Raw genomic sequence first — 17,960 nt, forward strand, 5'->3', positions numbered from 1 at the left:
CAGATATACGTCGTCATATAAAAAAGCCTGCTCTGCCATCGCATTGATGGCAGAGCCATTTTACTAGCGCTTGATGCTGTCAATTTTCAACATTCGGGCAATCACTTTATCCAGCTCCTGCTCTTCAAAAATGACCTTCCAGTCTGGCTTCACAATCTTCTCACGGCCATATTCCATGGCGATCATGCAGGCATCCGAGAACGGGTTAGTGGCGCGGAAGGCCACCGCAAGAGCAATCTGAATATGCCCGTACAGCATCGCTTTTGCCGCTTCTTCCGGCACCCCGCTGTGTTTTACCGTCTCATCCAGCGCTTCTTTCATAAAGGCGCCCACCATACAGGCCACGGTCTCGACCAGCGTCGGCTCCAGATAGGCCAGCTGTTTTACCGTCACCCAGTGAACCTGCTCAACCGGCCCGTACATGCAGCTGATGATGTTGCTTAACTCGGCTTTTTGCTGTTCGTTACCTGTCTCGTAAGAAGCGGCGACGTGCTGGATGGCGGCGATACCGCCAAAGGCATCCGCATGTTCTTCTTTGGTATAACGCTCAAGGAATACCGATGGATGGCAGGGGTGTGCCACCGCGTATTCGATGCCGTCACGCTGGGCAATCAGGTTCGCGTACGCCGCTGCCGGGTCGAGGGTCAGTAAAATCGCCCCTGACTTCATCTGCGGCACCACGGCTTCTGATACTTTACCCAGTACGATATCCGGCACCGCCAGAATCACGACATCGCTGACCGGCACCACAGACTGGGCGTCTGACAGCTCGCGTCCTTTTTCTGTGACCTGCTGCTGCGCTGCAGGGGAGTTTTCGCAATAGAAAACGTGGTAATCACTTTTCTGGAAATTGGCCGAAATGCGCATCCCCATTTTTCCGCCCGCGCCAATTACGGTAATTGTTTTTAATTCAGCAGACATGATGTGACTCCTTGGATAGTGTCGAGATAATGTTTGTAGAGGTTTGTTTATCAAGCAAATACTTCATATTGTGTGCCGTCCAGGCCGCTTCTGCCCGGCAGGTGCTTTCACCCTCGCCCTGCCAGGGCAGCCAGTGCTCAATAATCTGATTAATGCCGCAGGTGTGCGGCTGAAGATACTGGTAAATCTCATCGTAGCGCAGCAAACCTTCACCCAGCGGGGTGCCCGCCAGCGTAAAGCCAACCCAGCCGTCGCGGCGCGAAAAGGCAAAATCTTTGACGTGCCAGTTCAGAACGTACGGGGCGGTTTTTGCCACCACCTCCATCGGCGATTCCAGGCTGGCGACGCAGTTTGCCGGGTCGAGGCAAATCCCCACGAGTGGCGAATCAATGGCCTGCACCAGCGCGATATTGTCATCGGTCGGCACCTGCTCGTAGGTTTCAAAGCAGATAGCCACGCCCTGCTGCTCAAACGCGGGCAAAACGCTCTCCACATCGCGCTGCGCTTCACTGAGCGTTGGCCGGTAATCCGGGCTGTTGATCATGGTGCGCAGCAGAGTGCAGTTCAGCTCCCCGGCAATCGCGAGATAGCGCTGCAGATGCGCGGGTTTGACCCCTTTGGTGCCCAGTTCCAGCGTTATACCTGCGCGTTCCGCCTGCGCAACCAGCCGCGCCCGATCTCGGGATGACCAATCGGTAATTTGCGGGTAATCACAAATCTGAAACACGCTGGCCCCAAGCCGAGCGCTGTCTTCCAGCGCATCGAACAGGCTGAGGGTGGTCGGGGCTTTATCCGACAACTGCCAGAAATAAGCGTAGGTACTGAGTCCAATTTTCATGCGTGCTCCTTGTGATCTGCGGGGACGAGCAGGGCGAGGGCTTCATCCAGAATGGCGTTGACCGCGGCGGGCTGATGGGCAAAACGCCCAAGGAAAATCCCGTCAACGTGCGGCCAGAGCTGGGACAGCAGGCCAGGGCCAGCACTGCCGCCATAAATCACCCGGTGATCGCCAGGCACAGACGACAGATGCGCCCGCAGCCCGGAACAGACGGACTGGATATACTCGCTGGATGCCGGTTTCGGTGCGCCAATCGCCCACTGCGGCTCCCAGGCAAAAATCAAATCACCGCTCAGGGTGTGCTCACGCAGGTAATCAACAATGACGTTGGCTTCTGCAATCGCAAACGCGGTGGCGCGTTGATCAGACATTTTTTCTGCCTCGCCGAGGCAAATCACCGGCGTTAAGCCATGGTCGAGCGCCATTTGTACTTTGCGACAAATCATGGTTTCGTCTTCATGGAAATGACGACGGCGCTCGGCATGGCCGATTTCGACAAAGGTGCAGCCCATTTCGCTGACCTGTTCAGCGCTGTTTTCACCGGTCCATGCGCCCGCCGGGGCCGGAGCGATATTTTGCGCGCCCACCTGCATCGCCGTGTTGCTAAAGGCGCGCAGGGTGGCGTCGATAGTGGGTGCGGACGGGAAGGTAAAGAGTGTAGTGTTCGGATACTGCTGCAAGAGCGGATGCTGGCGCACAATTTCTGCGACTTCGCGGCTCCATTCCAGCGTTTGCTGGTAACCAAAATAGGTTTTCAGGCTTACGCCGAGGGTCAGATTGACTGACATGTGGCCCCCTCTTTCTCGCGGTTTGCAGCAGAGGTCAGACACTGCCCCAGCGCGGTCACGATCAGGGCCAGAGAAACAGCGCCGGCATCTGGCGTTCCAAGACTGCGTTCTGCAAGCGGTCGCGCACGGCCCATTTTAGGCACAAGATGCGCTGTCTCTTTGGCACAGCGATCGGCGTGGCGAGCCGCGCAGTCCCAGGCCAGAGCCAGCGTTTTGCCGTCGTTAACCTCGCTGAGCAGCGTTTCGCTAAACGGCAGCAGCACATCGACCAGCGTTTTATCCCCGAGCTTCGCTTTGCCAAAATGCATCACGCCGTGAGCCGCATCGTTCACCGCTTTGGCCACACTCGCGGCATCCGGGCGCTGCTGGTTGCCGATCCCGGTTCCGAGGGTATTTAAAATCACGCCCCAGATAGCACCGGACGTTCCACCGGCTTTGTCCGCCCAGGCATCGGCGGCCTGCTGCAGGACGGTACCCGCCCCCGCACCCAGCGACAAACAGTAGTGCGCCCTGTCGCGGGCCGCGCGAACGCCGCGCTCCATGCCAATACCGTGGTCGCCATCACCAGCAACCGCATCGATCCGCCCCAGCTCTGCAGCATGCTCAATCACCACGTCGGCCAGCGCATCAACCATCGCGACCACCAAAATAGCCGCTTCGCGGGATTGGGTTGAGCCCTCAGGCAGGGTTTGCTGCTGACATTCGCCGTCAACGATGACCTGCAACGGTGCGGCGAAAATCACGGAGCCTTTTTTAAACGCCGGGCTGTAGGCGGGTGCCATCCACAGCGCCTCCAGCTCTTCGGTAAACCAGGCCAGGGTTAGGGATAAGCCAGCCATATTAAAGCTGGTGACAAACTCGCCTACCTGGATATCAGCCAGCACAATGCCCTGTGCCAGCAGTCGGCGTTGAATACCCTGCCACAGGACAAACAGTTCTTCATACTTCACCGACCCCAGACCATTTAAAATCGCGCCGACGCGTGCGCCGTTGATGCTCACGCCTGCGGGCAACTCATTGAGCAGCTGTTCAACCAGCATATCGGCCAGTTGATCCGCCGTCGGAACGGCGATCTCGCGAATACCGGGCTCACCGTGAATGCCCATCCCGAAGCCCATGCAGCCTTCCGGGACGCTAAACAGCGGCTGTTCCGCACCTGGCAGCGTACAGCCGGAAAACGCCACGCCGATGGTGCGGGTGCGGGCATTGGCTTCCCGGGCAACGGTCAGCACCTGATCCAGTGAGTCGCCCCGCTCGGCTGCGGCAGCGGCGGCTTTAAACACCACCAAATCCCCCGCCACGCCGCGGCGCTTTTCACTTTCTTCCCGCGAAGCGCTGGTAATGTCATCGGTCACGGCTATCAGCTCACAGGGGATTCCCTCGGCGATCAAACGTTCCCGCGCCAGGCCAAAGTGCAGCACATCACCGGCATAATTACCGAAGGCCAGCAGCACCCCGGCACCGTTATTGACGGCCCGTGCCACAGAGCAGATCTGCTGTGCCGAAGGCGAAGCAAACAAATTCCCCATCGCCGCCCCGTGGGCCAGCCCCTGACCTACCAGCCCGGCAAACGCCGGGTAATGGCCGGACCCGCCGCCGATCACAATGGCGACCGTGTTGTGCTGACTCTGGGTGTTACGCACCACCCCACCGGGGACCTGACGCACAATTTCAGCATTGGCACTGACAAAACCCGCCACCATCTCTTTGGCAAACTCAGAGGGATCATTTACCAGCCATGTCATATTAGTGCTCTCCTGCTCGGTTCAAATTCACATCTTTCGCGGCCCGGGTATGCGGGATACGGCTTAAGACCAGCATCAACAGCGCAGACAACAGCATAAATCCGCCAACCACCATCATCGGGGCCAGGTAACTGTGGGTTGCGTCATGCAACGCACCGGTAATAAAGCCCGCCGAGAACCCGGCCACGTTGCCGAGGGTATTGATTAGCGCCACTGCCGCCGCAGCCGATGCGCCAGACAAGAACTGCGTCGGTAAGGTCCAGAAATTCGGTAAGGCGGCGAAAATGGCGCTGGCGGTAAGCGAGATCACCACCATGGTGGCAAACGGCGTCTCCATAAACAGCGCCACAGGGACGGTGACGGCACCCACTAAGGCCGGGATCGCAATATGCCAGGTTTTGCAGCCGCGACGGGAGACATCCCGCGACCAGAAGTACATCACTATCGCCGCCACCAGATAAGGTGCACCGGTAATCAGTCCTTTCTCCATCACCCCAAAGGTGACGTTAAACTGGCTCTGGAAACCGCCAACAATAGTCGGCAGGAAGAAGGCCAGCGCATACAGTCCGTAGACAAAGCCGAAGTAGATCAGGCACAGCACCCACACCCGGGCGTTGGACAGCACCAGCCGCAGGCTGTGGTTAGCCGCGTGAGATTTCTGCGCGTCTTCTCGCGCCAGTTCGGTATTGAGCCAGTTTTTTTCTTCGTCGGTCAGCCATTTCGCGTCGCTCGGTTTATCAATCAGATAGAACCAGGCGATAAAGCCGACCACGATCGCAGGCAGCGATACGCCGAGGAACATCACGCGCCAGCCTTCAAGCCCGAACAGCCCATGCTGGTTGATAAACCAGGCGGCCAGCGGTGCCCCAAAGACCACGGTCAGCGGCTGGGCCAGGTAGAACAGCGCAAGGATTTTGCTGCGATGACGCGCAGGCACCCAGGCACTTAGGAAGAAAATAGCCCCAGGGAAGAAACCGGCCTCTGCCACCCCCAACAGGAAGCGCAGAATATACAGCCCTTCGATATTGCTCACCCAGGTGAACAGCAACGACACCACGCCCCAGGAGACCATGATCCGCGCCAGCCAGCGGCGAGCGCCGTAGCGATGCAGCGCCAGGTTGCTGGGGACTTCGAGGAGAATATAACCAATAAAGAAAATGCCGGAAGCCAGGCCGAACTGGGCAACCTGCAGCCCAAGGTCCTGCATCATGCCGTTTGGCCCCGCGAACGAGATGGCCGTTCGGTCGAGGAAGTTAATAAAGAACATCAGCGCAACAAAGGGTACGAGACGGATAGAGATCTTTCTAATTGCTGACTTTTCGACGTCAGGCACGGCATTCAGGTGAGTAGGGGTCACAGTGTCTCTCCTTCCAGGTAACGCATTACCGGTGGGATCAGAGGGTAAATGTTGTTTTGCATAATTCGCATTTATGAATACGCAACCTTTCATATCTTGCAATGCTGGTTGTTCACATTCTTGCTACATGACAAATGAACATTAACAGCTCATAAGATTTGTGCATATGGTCATCAAATGAAAATGTGATCACCCTCAAAATGTCTTTTTATCACCGTCACAGCACCCTTACAGGGTCAAAAATGGCTCATATCGCAAATTTAAACTGTTCATATGAAAACATGTTGAACTTATGTTTAAGAGAAGCTATTTTTTTCTTAGGCAAATTTCGTTCATATGATTACTTGTCGTTCATATGAACAGTAATCCCCTGACTATCCTGATGTGAGGTAACCACGATGTTAACAATTGCGATTGGTGCTGATGACGCTGCGACAGAGCTGAGAAATCTGGTGAAGTCCCATCTGCAGGCAAAAGGTATCGAAGTCATCGACTTCAGCCACGATATTGACGACAACCAGCGGATCTACCCCGATATCGCGTTTAATCTCGCCAGCAAAATTGGCGACGGCACCTATCCGCGCGGGATCCTGCTCTGCGGGACGGGGATCGGGATGGCCATCGTTGCCAACAAAGTCCCCGGCGTGCGCGCTGCCCAGTGTCACGATACTTATTCCGCTGAACGTGCGCGTAAGAGTAACGATGCGCAGGTCATCACCCTCGGTGCCCGCGTAATTGGCCCGGAGCTGGCAAAAAACATTATTGATGTCTGGCTGGCGGCCGAATTTGAAGGGGGACGCTCTGCGCCGAAAGTCGACAAAATCAGCTATTACGAAAAATTAGGTAAACCGGCATAACCCCGACAGCGGCTTAATCTCTGTTCTTGAGAAGGATAAAGATCATGAGTCAGTTAGATGAACTCAAACGCATCACCACCGTTGTGGCTGACAGCGGCGATATTGAAGCGGTACGCCGCTTTCAACCGCAGGACGCGACCACCAACCCTTCGCTGATCCTGAAAGCAGCAGCAATCCCGCAGTATCAATCGCTGATTGACGATGCGCTGGACTATGCCCTGACGCAAGGGGGGTCACAGGAGACGCAGATCATCAACGCCAGCGACAAACTGGCGGTCAATATTGGCCTCGAGCTACTTCGCCAGGTGCCTGGACGCGTGTCGACAGAAGTGGATGCCCGCCTCTCATTCGACCGTGGGCTGTGCGTGGCAAAAGCGCGGAAACTGATCCGTTTGTATCAGCAGCACGGGATTGATAAGTCGCGGATCCTGATCAAACTGGCCGCCACCTGGCAGGGGATTCGCGCTGCTGAGGAGCTGGAGCGGGAAGGCATCAACTGTAATTTAACCCTGCTGTTCTCGTTTGCGCAGGCCCGCGCCTGCGCCGAAGCCGGGGCTTTTTTGATTTCGCCTTTTGTCGGACGGATCTACGACTGGTATCAACAGCATCAGCCGCAGGAGGTCTATCAGCCGGAGAACGATCCGGGCGTGGTGTCAGTGCGTAACATCTACCACTTCTACAAAAAGCACGGCTATCCGACGGTGATCATGGGAGCCAGCTTCCGCAGAGTCGAACAGGTGCTGGCCCTGGCTGGCTGCGATCGCCTCACCATTTCGCCTCCCCTGCTTGCCGAGCTGGACGCAAACAGCGGCGAGATCGAACAGAAGCTGCGGGCCGATGCGCCAGCAGAAGTGCGCCCCTCGCCGTTAAGTGAAGCCGAGTTTAACTGGCAGCATCATCAGGATGCGATGGCGGTCGATAAGCTGGCGGAAGGTATTCGCCTGTTCGCGCAGGATCAGGAGAAGCTGGAAGCGATGCTCACCGCATGCTTAAACGAAAGAGCCCCAACTGCCCGCCTCACCGATGCAATGACCGCGAGCTGATGGGGTAAAATCAGGCCTGCATGTAGCAGGCCTGATGCGATGCCTTAACGCTCGCGGAACGCCTCCGCCTTCGCGCGCAGGATCGGTTTCAGCAGATAGGTCAGCACCGTTTTTTTGCCGGTAATAATATCCACCGACGCCACCATCCCCGGAATAATCAACAGCGGTTTTTCATCCGTGCCAAGGTGGTTTTTGTCGGTACGCAGACGGATGATATAGAAGCTTTTCCCGTCTTTGTCCGTCACCGTATCCGGGCTAATTTGTTCGAGCCTGCCCTTCAGCCCACCGTAGATCGTGTAGTCATAGGCGGTGAACTTGACCGTCGCTTCCAGTCCCGGTCGCAAAAACGCGATGTCCTGCGGACGAATTTTAGCTTCCACCAGCAGTTGATCGTCGAGCGGGACAATCTCCACCAGGTCATTACCCGGCTGGATCACGCCGCCGATGGTGTTCACCAGCAGCTGCTGGACCACGCCCCGCACCGGCGAGGTGACCAGGGTGCGGTTCACCCGGTCAGTGATGGCCTTGCCCGAGGCCTGAATTTTGCTGAGATCGGTGCGGGCTTCGTTGAGCTGCCCCAGCGCTTCGCTGCGGTAGCGGCCGCGGGTTTCGCCCACCTTACTCTCAATCTCTTTGATGGCAGCTTGCGCGCGCGGGATCGCCAGAATCACCGAGTCCAGCTGCCCCTGGGTTTCGACCACCCCACGACGCAGGCGCAGCATCTCCACTTTTGAAATCGCGCCTTTGGACACCAGCGGCTCAGACATATTGACCTCCTGCTGCTGCAGGGCCAGGCTACGACGGTACTGGTTGATTTTGCTCTGGAAGTCGAGCAACTCCTGCTGCTTCTGCACCAGTTGTTCGTCTAACCCGGACAGCTCGCTCTGAATGCGCTTGTTAACGCTGGCAAATAGCTCCAGTTCGCCGTTAGCGATATCCGGTGCCTGCTGAACGATCTCCGGCGTCAGGGTCAGCGACGTGGCATCGTCAAGCTGGGCAGTCAGCCGCAGGATCCGCGCCTGCAGCGCCAGCTTGTCGGCTTCGGTCTCCCCGGCGTTAGAGCGAAAGCGGGTATCATCCAGACGCAGCAGCGGCGCCCCGGCTTTGACCACTTCGCCTTCGTGGACGAAAACTTCAGCGACGATCCCCCCTTCGAGGTTTTGCACTTTTTGCAGCCGGGACGAGGGAATGGCTCGCCCTTCCCCGCGCGTCACCTCATCAATACGGGCCAGCGAGGCCCAGATAATCATCGCGATAAAGAAGGCGAAGATCGCCCACAGGGTCACGCGTACCACGCGTGGGGCGTCATCCAGCAGCGCGTTGTTGACCTCATTGGTGGTAAAAGGCGCGGGCTGTTTACCGCCCGACAGCCAGCTCATCAGACGGCTGAGCGCATTAACGATTCGCATGAATTTGTCCCTTCTTCAGCGCACTCATCACGCTCTCTTTCGGGCCGTCGGCAATGATTTTGCCGTTGTCGACGATAATCAGACGGTCCACCAGCGCCAGCAATGACGCGCGATGGGTCACCATCAGCAGCGTTTTGTTGGCAATCACCGGTGCCAGCGCCTTTTTGATCAGATCTTCGCTGGTGTTATCCATCGAACTGGTGGGTTCGTCCATCAACAGCACCGGGGGATCGAGCAGCAGCGCGCGCGCCAGCGCCACGGCCTGCCGCTGGCCACCGGAGAGACTCATTCCCCGCTCGCCCACCTGCATGTTGTAGCCGGACGGATGGCGACGGGCAAACTCGTGAACCCCGGTCAGAGTGGCGGCTCGCAGCATGGTTTCATCGTCCACGTAGCTGGCACCGTACACCAGGTTTTCGCGCAGGGTGCCGCTGAACAGGTGAATATCCTGCGGGGCATAGCCGATGTTATGGCGCAGGTCGTGAACATCCAGCTGGCGAAGATCAATCCCGTCGATCAGCACATTGCCGCCGTCAGGCTGGTAAAAACCGACCAGCAGTTTCGCCAGCGAGCTTTTACCAGAACCGCTGCGCCCGATAATCCCCACCTTCTCGCCGGGTTGGATCGTCAGCGAGACGTTGGTGAGCGAGGTGTACTGGTTACCCGGATAACAGAACGTCACGTCGCGCAACTCGATGGCCCCGGAGAGGGTTTCGCGCTTCAACGGCACTTCGCCGTCCTGCACTTCCTGCTCCAGATCCATCATTCTGTCGATGGTCGCTTTGGTCATGCGCGCGCGCTGGTAGCGGGTAATCAGGCTGCACAGCTGGCCGATGGGCATCATGGCGCGACGGTGCAGCAGGTAGCAGGCAATCAGCCCGCCCATGCTCAGGTTGCCGCCAATAATGATGTATACCCCGGCGACGATAATCGCCACGCCGCTGGCCTGCTGCAGCCATGAGGTAAAGTTCACCGCCACACTGGAGAGCGATTTGACCCGCAGTTCCAGCTTACTGAGCTGACCGGTGAGGTGCTCCCACTGATACTGGCGCTCGCTCTGGGCGTTATTAATCTTGATGGCGTCAAGGCCGGTCAGGGTTTCGACCAGCATCGCCTGGCGTTCGTTAGACAACTGGTAGGTTTTTTTGACCCGCGACATCAGCGGCCGCTGGATAAGCCAGTTCACCCCCAGCGCCAGCGGATAGCAAAGCACCGGGATCCACACCAGCGGGCCACCGATCACCGCGATCACCACCAGAATCAGCAGCGTAAAGGGGAAATCGATAAAGGCCGTCAGGGTCAGCGACGAGAGGAACTCCCGGATCGACTGGAACTCCTGGAAGTTCTGCGCAAAGCTGCCCACCCGCGGCGGACGCAGCTTCATTTTCATCCCCAGCAGCCGCTCGAACAGGGCCGAGGAGACCACCAGATCGGTTTTTTTACCCGCCAGATCGAGGCACATCCCGCGCAGAATTTTCAGCACAAAGTCGAACACGTAGGCAATCAGGATACCGACCGACATCACCCACAGGGTGGCAGTGGCCTGGTTTGGCACCACCCGGTCGTAGACGTTCATCACAAACAGTGGGGCGCCGAGCGCCACCAGGTTGACCAGGAAACTGGCCACCACTGCATCAAGATACAGGGCTTTCGACAGCTTCAGGGTGTCCTGAAACCAGGCTTTGGTGCGCGGCAGCGTCGCCGTCGGCTGGGCATCGAATTCATGTTCCGGCGAGATAAAAATCGCCCTGCCGCTGTAATGCTCCGCCAGCGTCTCAGGGGAGAGCGTAATTTCGCCGCCTTCGGTTTCGCTCGGCAGCAGACGCGCCTGCTGCTCTGCATCCCAGCCAATCAGCACCGCCGTCTGGTCGTTTTTCAGCAGCAGAATAGCGGGCAGCGACAGCGCGGTAATGTGCTCCAGCGGACGCTGCACAACGCGCGCCTTGAGCCCTGCCCGCCCGGCGGCGCGCGGGAAAGCGTCCAGCGTCAGGGTGTGGGATCCCAGCGGCAGCCCCGTCGTCAGGACATTGCGGCTGGTGGCAATATTATGCAGTTTGCAGACGATCATCAGCGCATCGAGCAGCGGGTCGTCATGCATTTGCCGGGGATCCTGTCTGAGCGGAGCCTGCGGAGGTGTGTCGGCGCGATCCGCGGCGGTAATATCAGGCGTCATTCTGTGCCTCAGTGTTCTGCAGACCGGGGCCGCAGATAAAAAAAGAGAGGGGCGTTACCGGAACCGGAAACACCCCCGTCAGCCTTCGAAGGGCCTATTTTAACTCAGGCAGCTCGGCCTGCACACGCTGCGCCTGATCGAGCGGCTGCGCGGCTGATGGCGCCTGAATGTTCAGGCTTTTAAGCAACTCGCCGGTGCGGGCGCTGATACGGTAGGTAGTGAACATATCGACAAACTGCAGTTCAACGTAGCGGCGCTGAGCGCTGAACACTTCGTTTTCGCTGTCCAGCATATCGAGCAAGGTACGGTCGCCGAGGCTGAACTGCTCCTGGTACGCGCTGCGCACTTTCACGCTGCGATCGGCATACTCTTTAGCGATCGGCACCTGCTGCCCGGCGTTGTTGAGGGCGTTCCAGGCCAGCCGCAGCTCTTCGTTCAGCTGGCGCTGGGCGTTGTTTTTCACATCCTGTGCTTCTTTCATTTTGTAGGCATAGGAGGTGAGGATCGCCTGATCGCTGCCGCCGTTATACAGGTTGTAGCGCATGCGCACCATTGCCTGCCACTCCTGGCTATGCCCGCGCGTGCCGTCGATGTTGTTGTCCATCGTGCGGCCCACTTCTACGTTCACATCCGGGTAAAAGCGCGATTTTGCCGCCTCGTACTGCTGGCGGGTGGCTTCCACGTCGGCATCGGCCTGTTTTAGCAACGGGCTGTTATTCTGCATCACGGTACGCGCTGCCGCAAGCGTAGCCGGAACCGCGATCTTCGCCGGCATCACCAGCGTGTCGGCTTCTTTACCGGTGACGCTTTCATAGTTGGCGCGGGAGTCTTCAAGATTGGTTTGCTCGGTCAGCAGGTTGTTGCGCGCCTGCGCCAGACGGGCTTCGGCCTGGTCGAAGTCGGCCTGACGCCCCACGCCCTGTTCGGTGCGCAGACGGATTTGATCGAACACCCGCTGGTGGTTCTTCAGGTTATCTTCGGCAAGGGACACCATCTGCTGGCGCATCAGCACATCGAGATAGCTCTGGATCGCCTTCAGGGCGGTATTTTCGCTGGTATTCAGCACCGTCCAGGCGCGGGAGTTGACCGTTGCTTTCTGGCGGTCGACTTCACTGCTGGTGGCAAAACCGTTAAACACGTTCTGGCGCAAATTGATGGCGGACTCGCTGCGGTGCAGGTCGCGCAGATGATCGCCTGCCGCGCGGGTGCTGGCGTTATCCGTCTGTTCCCAGCCGGTGCCGGCGGTGAGATCCAGCGTCGGCAGGTAGCCCCCTTTGGCGGCGCGCAGATCCTGATCGGCGGAATAACGGCTGTTGACCGTAGCGTTTACTTCCGGGTGCCACAGCAGGCTGTCTTTTACCGCCTGCTCAATGGTCGTTGCCTGGCTCTGTGTTGCCACCAGCGCCAGCGCTGCACCCATAAAAATTTGACTGTACTGTTTCATGTTGTCGTTTTTTCCTTCATATCCCTTGATTGTTGGTCAATATCCACCAGAGAAAATCCCATTCGACCGAGGGGAAAATGCATCCTGCGATTTTTACGATCGGACGTTTTCCGTCGTCTGACCTGAAATGATGGTGCGATTGTCCGCCGCGCAGTCTCCTGCGCGGCGACCGGTCAGGAAATCTCTTCCGGTTTGGCGATCAGGCTATCCACCATTGCTTCATGACCCGCATCGTAGCTGTCTGTCCCTACCGTCTCACCGCCTTCGGCAGCAACGTGGGCGACCTCCGCCGGTCCGTCAGCGCTTTCGCTCTGCGGCCCCGCCTGGATCAGGCTGCTGAGATCGTTATGTTCTTCGTCATGGATGAGGTCGTTGAAGTCCAGCTGTTGATCCTGCTCTTCCCCTGACAGCGTGCTGCTGGCGCTCTCCATCTTCACCGTCTGTGTGTCATCGGAACGTTGCTCAGGATCGACAGCCGTGGTGCTGAACATCAGGTTATCGTCATCAATTAACGACGCGCTGTGTGGCCCGGTGTCCGTACTGTGGTTATCGGTATGTGCGTCATCGACACTGTGGCTGGACGCCAGGGCAATGTCATCGTCGTGATCTAACGCACTGTCACCGGCATGATGTTCGCTGACCTGGGTTCCGCCCTTCTCGCCATCAAAGGTAAATTCGCTGTCGTGATGATCGGATGCCGTGGAGTCCACCTTCAGGGTGATATCGTCGAAATCCCCCTTCGCCCCCGGGAACTCGGCGCTGACCTGGCCGGTGTAGTGGGTGGTGTCGTTATCAAAGGTCAGGACGTAGACCTTATTCACCGCGTCATAGGTGGCGCTGACGTGGTTGCCGGTAAAGGTGGCGTTTTCCGGGATCCCGCTCAAGGTAATGCTGTTCAGGTGATCGCTGCTGTCTGAGCTTTCGAGGTTAACGTCGAGGTTCAGCGTTACGTTGGTGCTGGAGGTGGTATTGCCGCCATGCGACGACGATGGTCCATCACCAAAGATCACGCCTTCGATACCGTTCGCATTCTGGAACGGTGACTTCCCGGTGCCATTTTCGACAACGTGGAGGTTATCGATATCGTTGTTCTGGTGGTTCTGCGGATGATCGACACCGGTGACGGTGTAATCCTTCGCGTCGCCCTGGACAAAGATATAGTCTTTGCCGACATCGCCTTCCGGCACGCCCTGGTTACCGGTGATGCCGTTCAGCGGTCTGAAGTCATATCGGTCATTTGACCAGTCGCCCTGCTGGTAATAGCCGCCCGTATGGTCGCCGACCACGAAGATATCGGTGTGTCCCCGCGTGACGTCGTTAGCGTTGGCGTTACCCTGGCTGGTGTAATAATGGATCTGATCCGGGCTGGCGGACTTCGGCACAAAATCGCCCTGGATCTTGCCATCCGGGCTGTCCGGGGTGAGCCAGACGTGCACATTACTGCCGATCGCCACGATAACGCCGTTCTGGATATCGTAACCGTTCGGATCCCCGCTGCCGCCGTTGATATGGGTAATCTTGTCATCTGACGTTTCCGTGGTCTTGCTGCCAGGGGTGACGGTGACGGTCAGTTTTACATCGGCATCGGCATCGGCATCCGCATCAGAATCCGCATCAGCATCAGCATCAGCATCGGCGTCAGCATCCGCATCGGCATCCGCATCGGCATCGGCATCCGCATCGGCATCGGCATCCGCATCGGCATCAGAATCTGCGTCCGCGTCGGCATCTGCATCAGAGTCGGCATCTGCATCAGAGTCGGCATCAGAATCTGCGTCCGCATCCGCATCCGCATCAGCGTCTGCGTCGGCATCTGCATCCGCGTCGGAATCAGAATCTGCATCTGCGTCGGCGTCGGCATCTGCGTCGGCATCAGAATCTGCGTCGGCGTCGGCATCGGCATCGGCATCGGCATCGGCATCGGCATCGGCATCAGAATCTGCGTCCGCATCCGCATCTGCATCAGAATCCGCATCGGCATCGGCGTCGGCATCCGCATCAGCATCGGCATCTGAATCCGCGTCGGCGTCGGCGTCGGCGTCGGCGTCGGCATCAGAATCTGCATCGGCGTCGGCGTCGGCGTCGGCGTCTGCGTCTGCATCAGCATCCGCGTCGGCATCAGAATCTGCATCCGCATCCGCGTCGGCATCAGAATCCGCATCGGCATCTGAATCGGCATCCGCATCGGCATCGGCATCTGCGTCGGCATCAGAATCGGCATCCGCATCCGCATCTGCGTCAGAATCGGCGTCGGCGTCGGCATCTGCGTCCGCATCGGCATCTGCGTCGGCATCAGCATCTGCATCTGCATCGGAATCGGAATCTGAATCGGCATCTGAATCGGCGTCGGCGTCGGCGTCTGCATCGGCATCGGCATCGGCATCGGCATCGGCATCTGCGTCTGCATCGGCATCTGCGTCTGCATCAGAATCTGCATCCGCGTCAGCATCGGCGTCGGAATCAGAATCGGCATCGGCGTCAGCATCCGCATCCGCGTCGGCATCTGCATCCGCGTCGGAATCAGAATCGGCATCCGCATCCGCATCCGCGTCGGCATCAGAATCTGCATCGGAGTCGGCATCTGCATCTGCGTCCGCATCGGCATCAGCATCTGCATCGGCGTCAGAATCCGCGTCGGCATCAGAATCTGCGTCCGCATCCGCATCTGCATCCGCGTCGGCATCCGCGTCGGAATCAGAATCTGCATCGGAGTCGGCATCTGCGTCAGCATCGGCATCCGCGTCGGCATCTGCATCGGCGTCAGAATCCGCGTCGGCGTCGGCATCAGAATCCGCATCGGCATCCGCATCTGCGTCCGCATCAGCATCCGCATCAGCATCAGCATCAGCATCAGCATCGGCATCGGCATCTGAATCCGCGTCGGCGTCGGCGTCGGCGTCGGCATCTGCATCCGCGTCGGAATCAGAATCTGCATCCGCATCTGCATCCGCATCCGCATCCGCGTCGGCATCGGCATCAGAATCTGCGTCCGCATCTGCATCGGCGTCGGCGTCGGCGTCGGCATCTGCGTCCGCATCGGAATCGGAATCTGAATCGGCATCTGAATCGGCGTCGGCGTCGGCGTCGGCATCAGCGTCTGCATCAGAATCTGCATCTGCGTCCGCATCGGCATCTGCGTCGGAATCGGCATCCGCATCCGCATCCGCGTCAGCATCCGCATCGGCATCTGCGTCGGCATCAGAATCGGCATCCGCATCGGCATCTGCATCTGCATCCGCGTCGGAATCAGAATCTGCATCCGCATCCGCATCCGCATCCGCATCCGCATCCGCATCAGCATCAGCATCGGCATCGGCATCGGCATCGGCATCAGAATCTGCGTCCGCGTCGGCATCAGCATCAGCATCAGCATCAGCATCAGCATCGGCGTCGGAATCTGCGTCCGCATCGGCATCCGCATCGGCGTCAGCATCTGCGTCAGAATCAGCATCTGCGTCAGAATCGGCATCCGCATCGGCATCCGCATCGGCATCGGCATCGGCATCGGCATCGGCATCGGCATCAGAATCTGCGTCCGCGTCGGCATCTGCATCAGAGTCGGCGTCTGAATCGGCGTCAGCATCTGCATCGGCGTCGGCATCAGAATCGGCATCCGCGTCGGCGTCAGAATCTGCATCTGCATCTGCATCGGAATCGGAATCGGAATCGGCATCCGCATCCGCATCCGCATCCGCATCCGCATCGGCGTCGGCGTCGGCATCAGAATCTGCGTCCGCATCTGCATCTGCATCTGCATCTGCGTCGGCATCGGCATCGGCATCGGCATCGGCATCTGAATCGGCATCCGCATCGGCGTCGGCGTCGGCGTCGGCATCAGTATCGGCATCCGCATCTGCATCCGCATCTGAATCGGCGTCGGCGTCGGCATCGGCATCGGCGTCAGCATCCGCATCGGCATCGGCATCAGCGTCTGCGTCGGCATCAGTATCGGCATCGGCATCTGCGTCGGCATCGGCATCAGAATCGGCGTCGGCGTCGGCATCTGCGTCAGCATCAGCATCGGCGTCAGAATCTGCATCGGCATCGGCATCGGAATCTGCGTCGGCGTCGGCGTCGGCGTCGGCGTCGGCGTCGGCATCAGAATCTGCATCGGCATCTGCGTCAGAATCAGAATCGGCGTCGGCATCCGCGTCTGAATCGGCATCGGCGTCAGAATCTGCGTCGGCATCGGCATCAGAATCGGCGTCGGCATCTGCATCCGCATCCGCATCCGCATCGGCATCAGCGTCGGAATCGTCGGTATCCAGCAGCGTTAATTCTTCCGGACGTTCGTCATCAGGGAAGTCAAGGCCGATCGTTGGGTAGCCTGCATTGGGATCAACAATATCAGCGGTTAAATCGAGCACAACGTGGGTATGGGATCCCCCGCCGCTGCCGCCGGGCTCGCCGCCCGTCGCCGCAGACTGAGGGCCGGCCGCAGTCGCTTCCAGGGTTTGGGTTGGATCCTGGCCGTCGGCAATGGCCTGCTGGAGGGCAGCAACATCTTGCTGCTGTGCAGCCGTCGCGTCAGTGCTTACGCTGCCGGAGCCATCCCACTGGCTGTCACGTCCCAGATCCAGATGTTTGCCATCCGCCAGCGTCAGGGTGATCGCGCCGGATGCGCCGGTCTGAACCTGCTCCCCTTCGAGGATCCTATCGCCTTCAACCAGTAAACGCCTGTTACCATCAGGCCCTACGGCAAAAACCTCTCCAATAACTGCTTTGACGATCCCAGATACGCCACTCATAGTTTGTTTCCCTCAATCCTTTTCTCGCCCAATTCTTCCGCTGATCGAGCCTGAATGTTAAAAGAGAATTTATTTAATATTTTTCATTCGCTGTGTAACAAAAACGACAATACGCGCCTCAGCAGGCGTGTTTTTGATGCTGGTGCAACTTGGGGCGTATATTAATAGATATGATGAATGAAAAGTAGTGCGCAGATGGTTACCTGATAAATCCAGGGGGCTAGATCATTCGCCCCCTCAATCACTTTGGGAAACATAATGCGAGTTAACGCACAAAAAAGGCTTAAATAAGCCCTTCATCCTCATCGGCAATTAATCCCTCCAGGCCACTTAACGAGCGTCGCGCCTGCGCGCGGTTGGTAAGTTTGGCCTGCGCGGCAGGCGGCAGATCGGTAATGCTTACCACCCCTTTACTCATCAGGACTTCAATCAAATCTTCCAGCACGCGGACCATTTCAAGGTCGCTCTGGCGCAACTGGGTCAGCGTGGCTTCGCGCGTCTCCCGCTGGCGTAGCCACTCATCAATCTCGGGCGTACTGGCTTCATGCTGTTGCGTCATGCCGCGAAACGGCGTCAGCTCTACCTGAATAATTCGCCCTTCGGCATCGCATTGTATGTAGTACATATTCGGCCCCAT

Annotated in this window: 12 protein-coding genes; 2 read left to right on the forward strand and 10 right to left on the reverse strand. The window is 58.3% G+C overall.

From position 1 onward, the window contains the following. Nucleotides 1-63: 63 nt before the first annotated feature. The 5 genes from M8013_RS16795 to M8013_RS16815 are packed head-to-tail and all read right to left on the reverse strand — an operon-like array spanning nt 64 to nt 5,649. Nucleotides 64-921: a phosphogluconate dehydrogenase C-terminal domain-containing protein gene (locus M8013_RS16795; RefSeq protein ID WP_271268929.1), complete on the reverse strand. Its 858-nt coding sequence runs from the start codon at nt 919-921 to the stop codon at nt 64-66. Continuing rightward, nucleotides 911-1,759 carry a sugar phosphate isomerase/epimerase family protein gene (locus tag M8013_RS16800; protein ID WP_271268930.1) on the reverse strand — a complete coding sequence of 283 codons (849 nt, stop codon included), beginning with the start codon at nt 1,757-1,759 and terminating at the stop codon, nt 911-913. The genes M8013_RS16795 and M8013_RS16800 overlap by 11 nt, the downstream gene beginning before the upstream one ends. Continuing rightward, nucleotides 1,756-2,547, reverse strand: a complete 792-nt coding sequence (locus M8013_RS16805; RefSeq protein ID WP_271268931.1) for a triose-phosphate isomerase family protein — start codon at nt 2,545-2,547, stop codon at nt 1,756-1,758. Before M8013_RS16805 ends, M8013_RS16800 begins: the two co-directional genes overlap by 4 nt. Continuing rightward, the gene (locus M8013_RS16810; protein WP_271268932.1) at nt 2,532-4,292 is read right to left on the reverse strand and encodes a dihydroxyacetone kinase family protein; all 1,761 of its coding nucleotides are present in this window, start codon (nt 4,290-4,292) and stop codon (nt 2,532-2,534) included. The genes M8013_RS16805 and M8013_RS16810 overlap by 16 nt, the downstream gene beginning before the upstream one ends. A 1-nt stretch (nt 4,293) precedes the next feature. Continuing rightward, the gene (locus M8013_RS16815; RefSeq protein ID WP_271268933.1) at nt 4,294-5,649 is read right to left on the reverse strand and encodes an MFS transporter; all 1,356 of its coding nucleotides are present in this window, start codon (nt 5,647-5,649) and stop codon (nt 4,294-4,296) included. A 398-nt stretch (nt 5,650-6,047) separates the two neighbouring features. Between M8013_RS16815 and rpiB the strand changes: the two genes are divergently transcribed. Together rpiB and tal are read left to right on the forward strand one after the other, a co-directional pair. Continuing rightward, on the forward strand, nt 6,048-6,506 hold the full coding sequence (gene rpiB / locus M8013_RS16820; protein ID WP_271268934.1) for a ribose 5-phosphate isomerase B: 459 nt from the start codon (nt 6,048-6,050) through the stop codon (nt 6,504-6,506). 44 nt (nt 6,507-6,550) lie between these two features. After that, entirely contained in the window at nt 6,551-7,549 is a 999-nt protein-coding gene (tal, locus tag M8013_RS16825) for a transaldolase (RefSeq protein ID WP_271268935.1), read from the forward strand. A gap of 44 nt (nt 7,550-7,593) precedes the next feature. Here the strand turns inward: tal and M8013_RS16830 are convergent, their stop codons facing one another. From M8013_RS16830 to M8013_RS16850, 5 genes are all read right to left on the reverse strand, one after another. Further along, entirely contained in the window at nt 7,594-8,958 is a 1,365-nt protein-coding gene (locus M8013_RS16830; protein ID WP_271268936.1) for an HlyD family type I secretion periplasmic adaptor subunit, read from the reverse strand. Then, entirely contained in the window at nt 8,945-11,131 is a 2,187-nt protein-coding gene (locus tag M8013_RS16835; protein ID WP_271268937.1) for a type I secretion system permease/ATPase, read from the reverse strand. Before M8013_RS16835 ends, M8013_RS16830 begins: the two co-directional genes overlap by 14 nt. A gap of 94 nt (nt 11,132-11,225) precedes the next feature. Beyond that, entirely contained in the window at nt 11,226-12,575 is a 1,350-nt protein-coding gene (locus M8013_RS16840) for a TolC family outer membrane protein (protein ID WP_271268938.1), read from the reverse strand. Nucleotides 12,576-12,748: 173 nt separating this feature from the next. Further along, entirely contained in the window at nt 12,749-17,323 is a 4,575-nt protein-coding gene (locus M8013_RS16845; RefSeq protein ID WP_271268939.1) for a hypothetical protein, read from the reverse strand. A gap of 283 nt (nt 17,324-17,606) precedes the next feature. Continuing rightward, nucleotides 17,607-17,948: a tryptophan synthase subunit beta gene (locus tag M8013_RS16850; RefSeq protein WP_271268940.1), complete on the reverse strand. Its 342-nt coding sequence runs from the start codon at nt 17,946-17,948 to the stop codon at nt 17,607-17,609. Nucleotides 17,949-17,960 lie beyond the last annotated feature (12 nt).

The sequence above is a fragment of the Silvania confinis genome (genome assembly GCF_025564085.1).
Taxonomy (GTDB): Bacteria; Pseudomonadota; Gammaproteobacteria; order Enterobacterales; family Enterobacteriaceae; genus Enterobacter; species Enterobacter confinis.

Excerpts from the sequence above, each read along its gene's own strand:
- M8013_RS16805 (WP_271268931.1), bottom strand. The coding sequence starts at position 2,547 with ATGTCAGTCAATCTGACCCTCGGCGTAAGCCTGAAAACCTATTTTGGT.
- M8013_RS16840 (WP_271268938.1), bottom strand. The coding sequence starts at position 12,575 with ATGAAACAGTACAGTCAAATTTTTATGGGTGCAGCGCTGGCGCTGGTG.
- rpiB (WP_271268934.1), top strand. The coding sequence starts at position 6,048 with ATGTTAACAATTGCGATTGGTGCTGATGACGCTGCGACAGAGCTGAGA.
- M8013_RS16795 (WP_271268929.1), bottom strand. The coding sequence starts at position 921 with ATGTCTGCTGAATTAAAAACAATTACCGTAATTGGCGCGGGCGGAAAA.
- M8013_RS16850 (WP_271268940.1), bottom strand. The coding sequence starts at position 17,948 with ATGTACTACATACAATGCGATGCCGAAGGGCGAATTATTCAGGTAGAG.
- M8013_RS16800 (WP_271268930.1), bottom strand. The coding sequence starts at position 1,759 with ATGAAAATTGGACTCAGTACCTACGCTTATTTCTGGCAGTTGTCGGAT.
- M8013_RS16810 (WP_271268932.1), bottom strand. The coding sequence starts at position 4,292 with ATGACATGGCTGGTAAATGATCCCTCTGAGTTTGCCAAAGAGATGGTG.
- M8013_RS16830 (WP_271268936.1), bottom strand. The coding sequence starts at position 8,958 with ATGCGAATCGTTAATGCGCTCAGCCGTCTGATGAGCTGGCTGTCGGGC.
- M8013_RS16845 (WP_271268939.1), bottom strand. The coding sequence starts at position 17,323 with ATGAGTGGCGTATCTGGGATCGTCAAAGCAGTTATTGGAGAGGTTTTT.
- tal (WP_271268935.1), top strand. The coding sequence starts at position 6,551 with ATGAGTCAGTTAGATGAACTCAAACGCATCACCACCGTTGTGGCTGAC.
- M8013_RS16835 (WP_271268937.1), bottom strand. The coding sequence starts at position 11,131 with ATGACGCCTGATATTACCGCCGCGGATCGCGCCGACACACCTCCGCAG.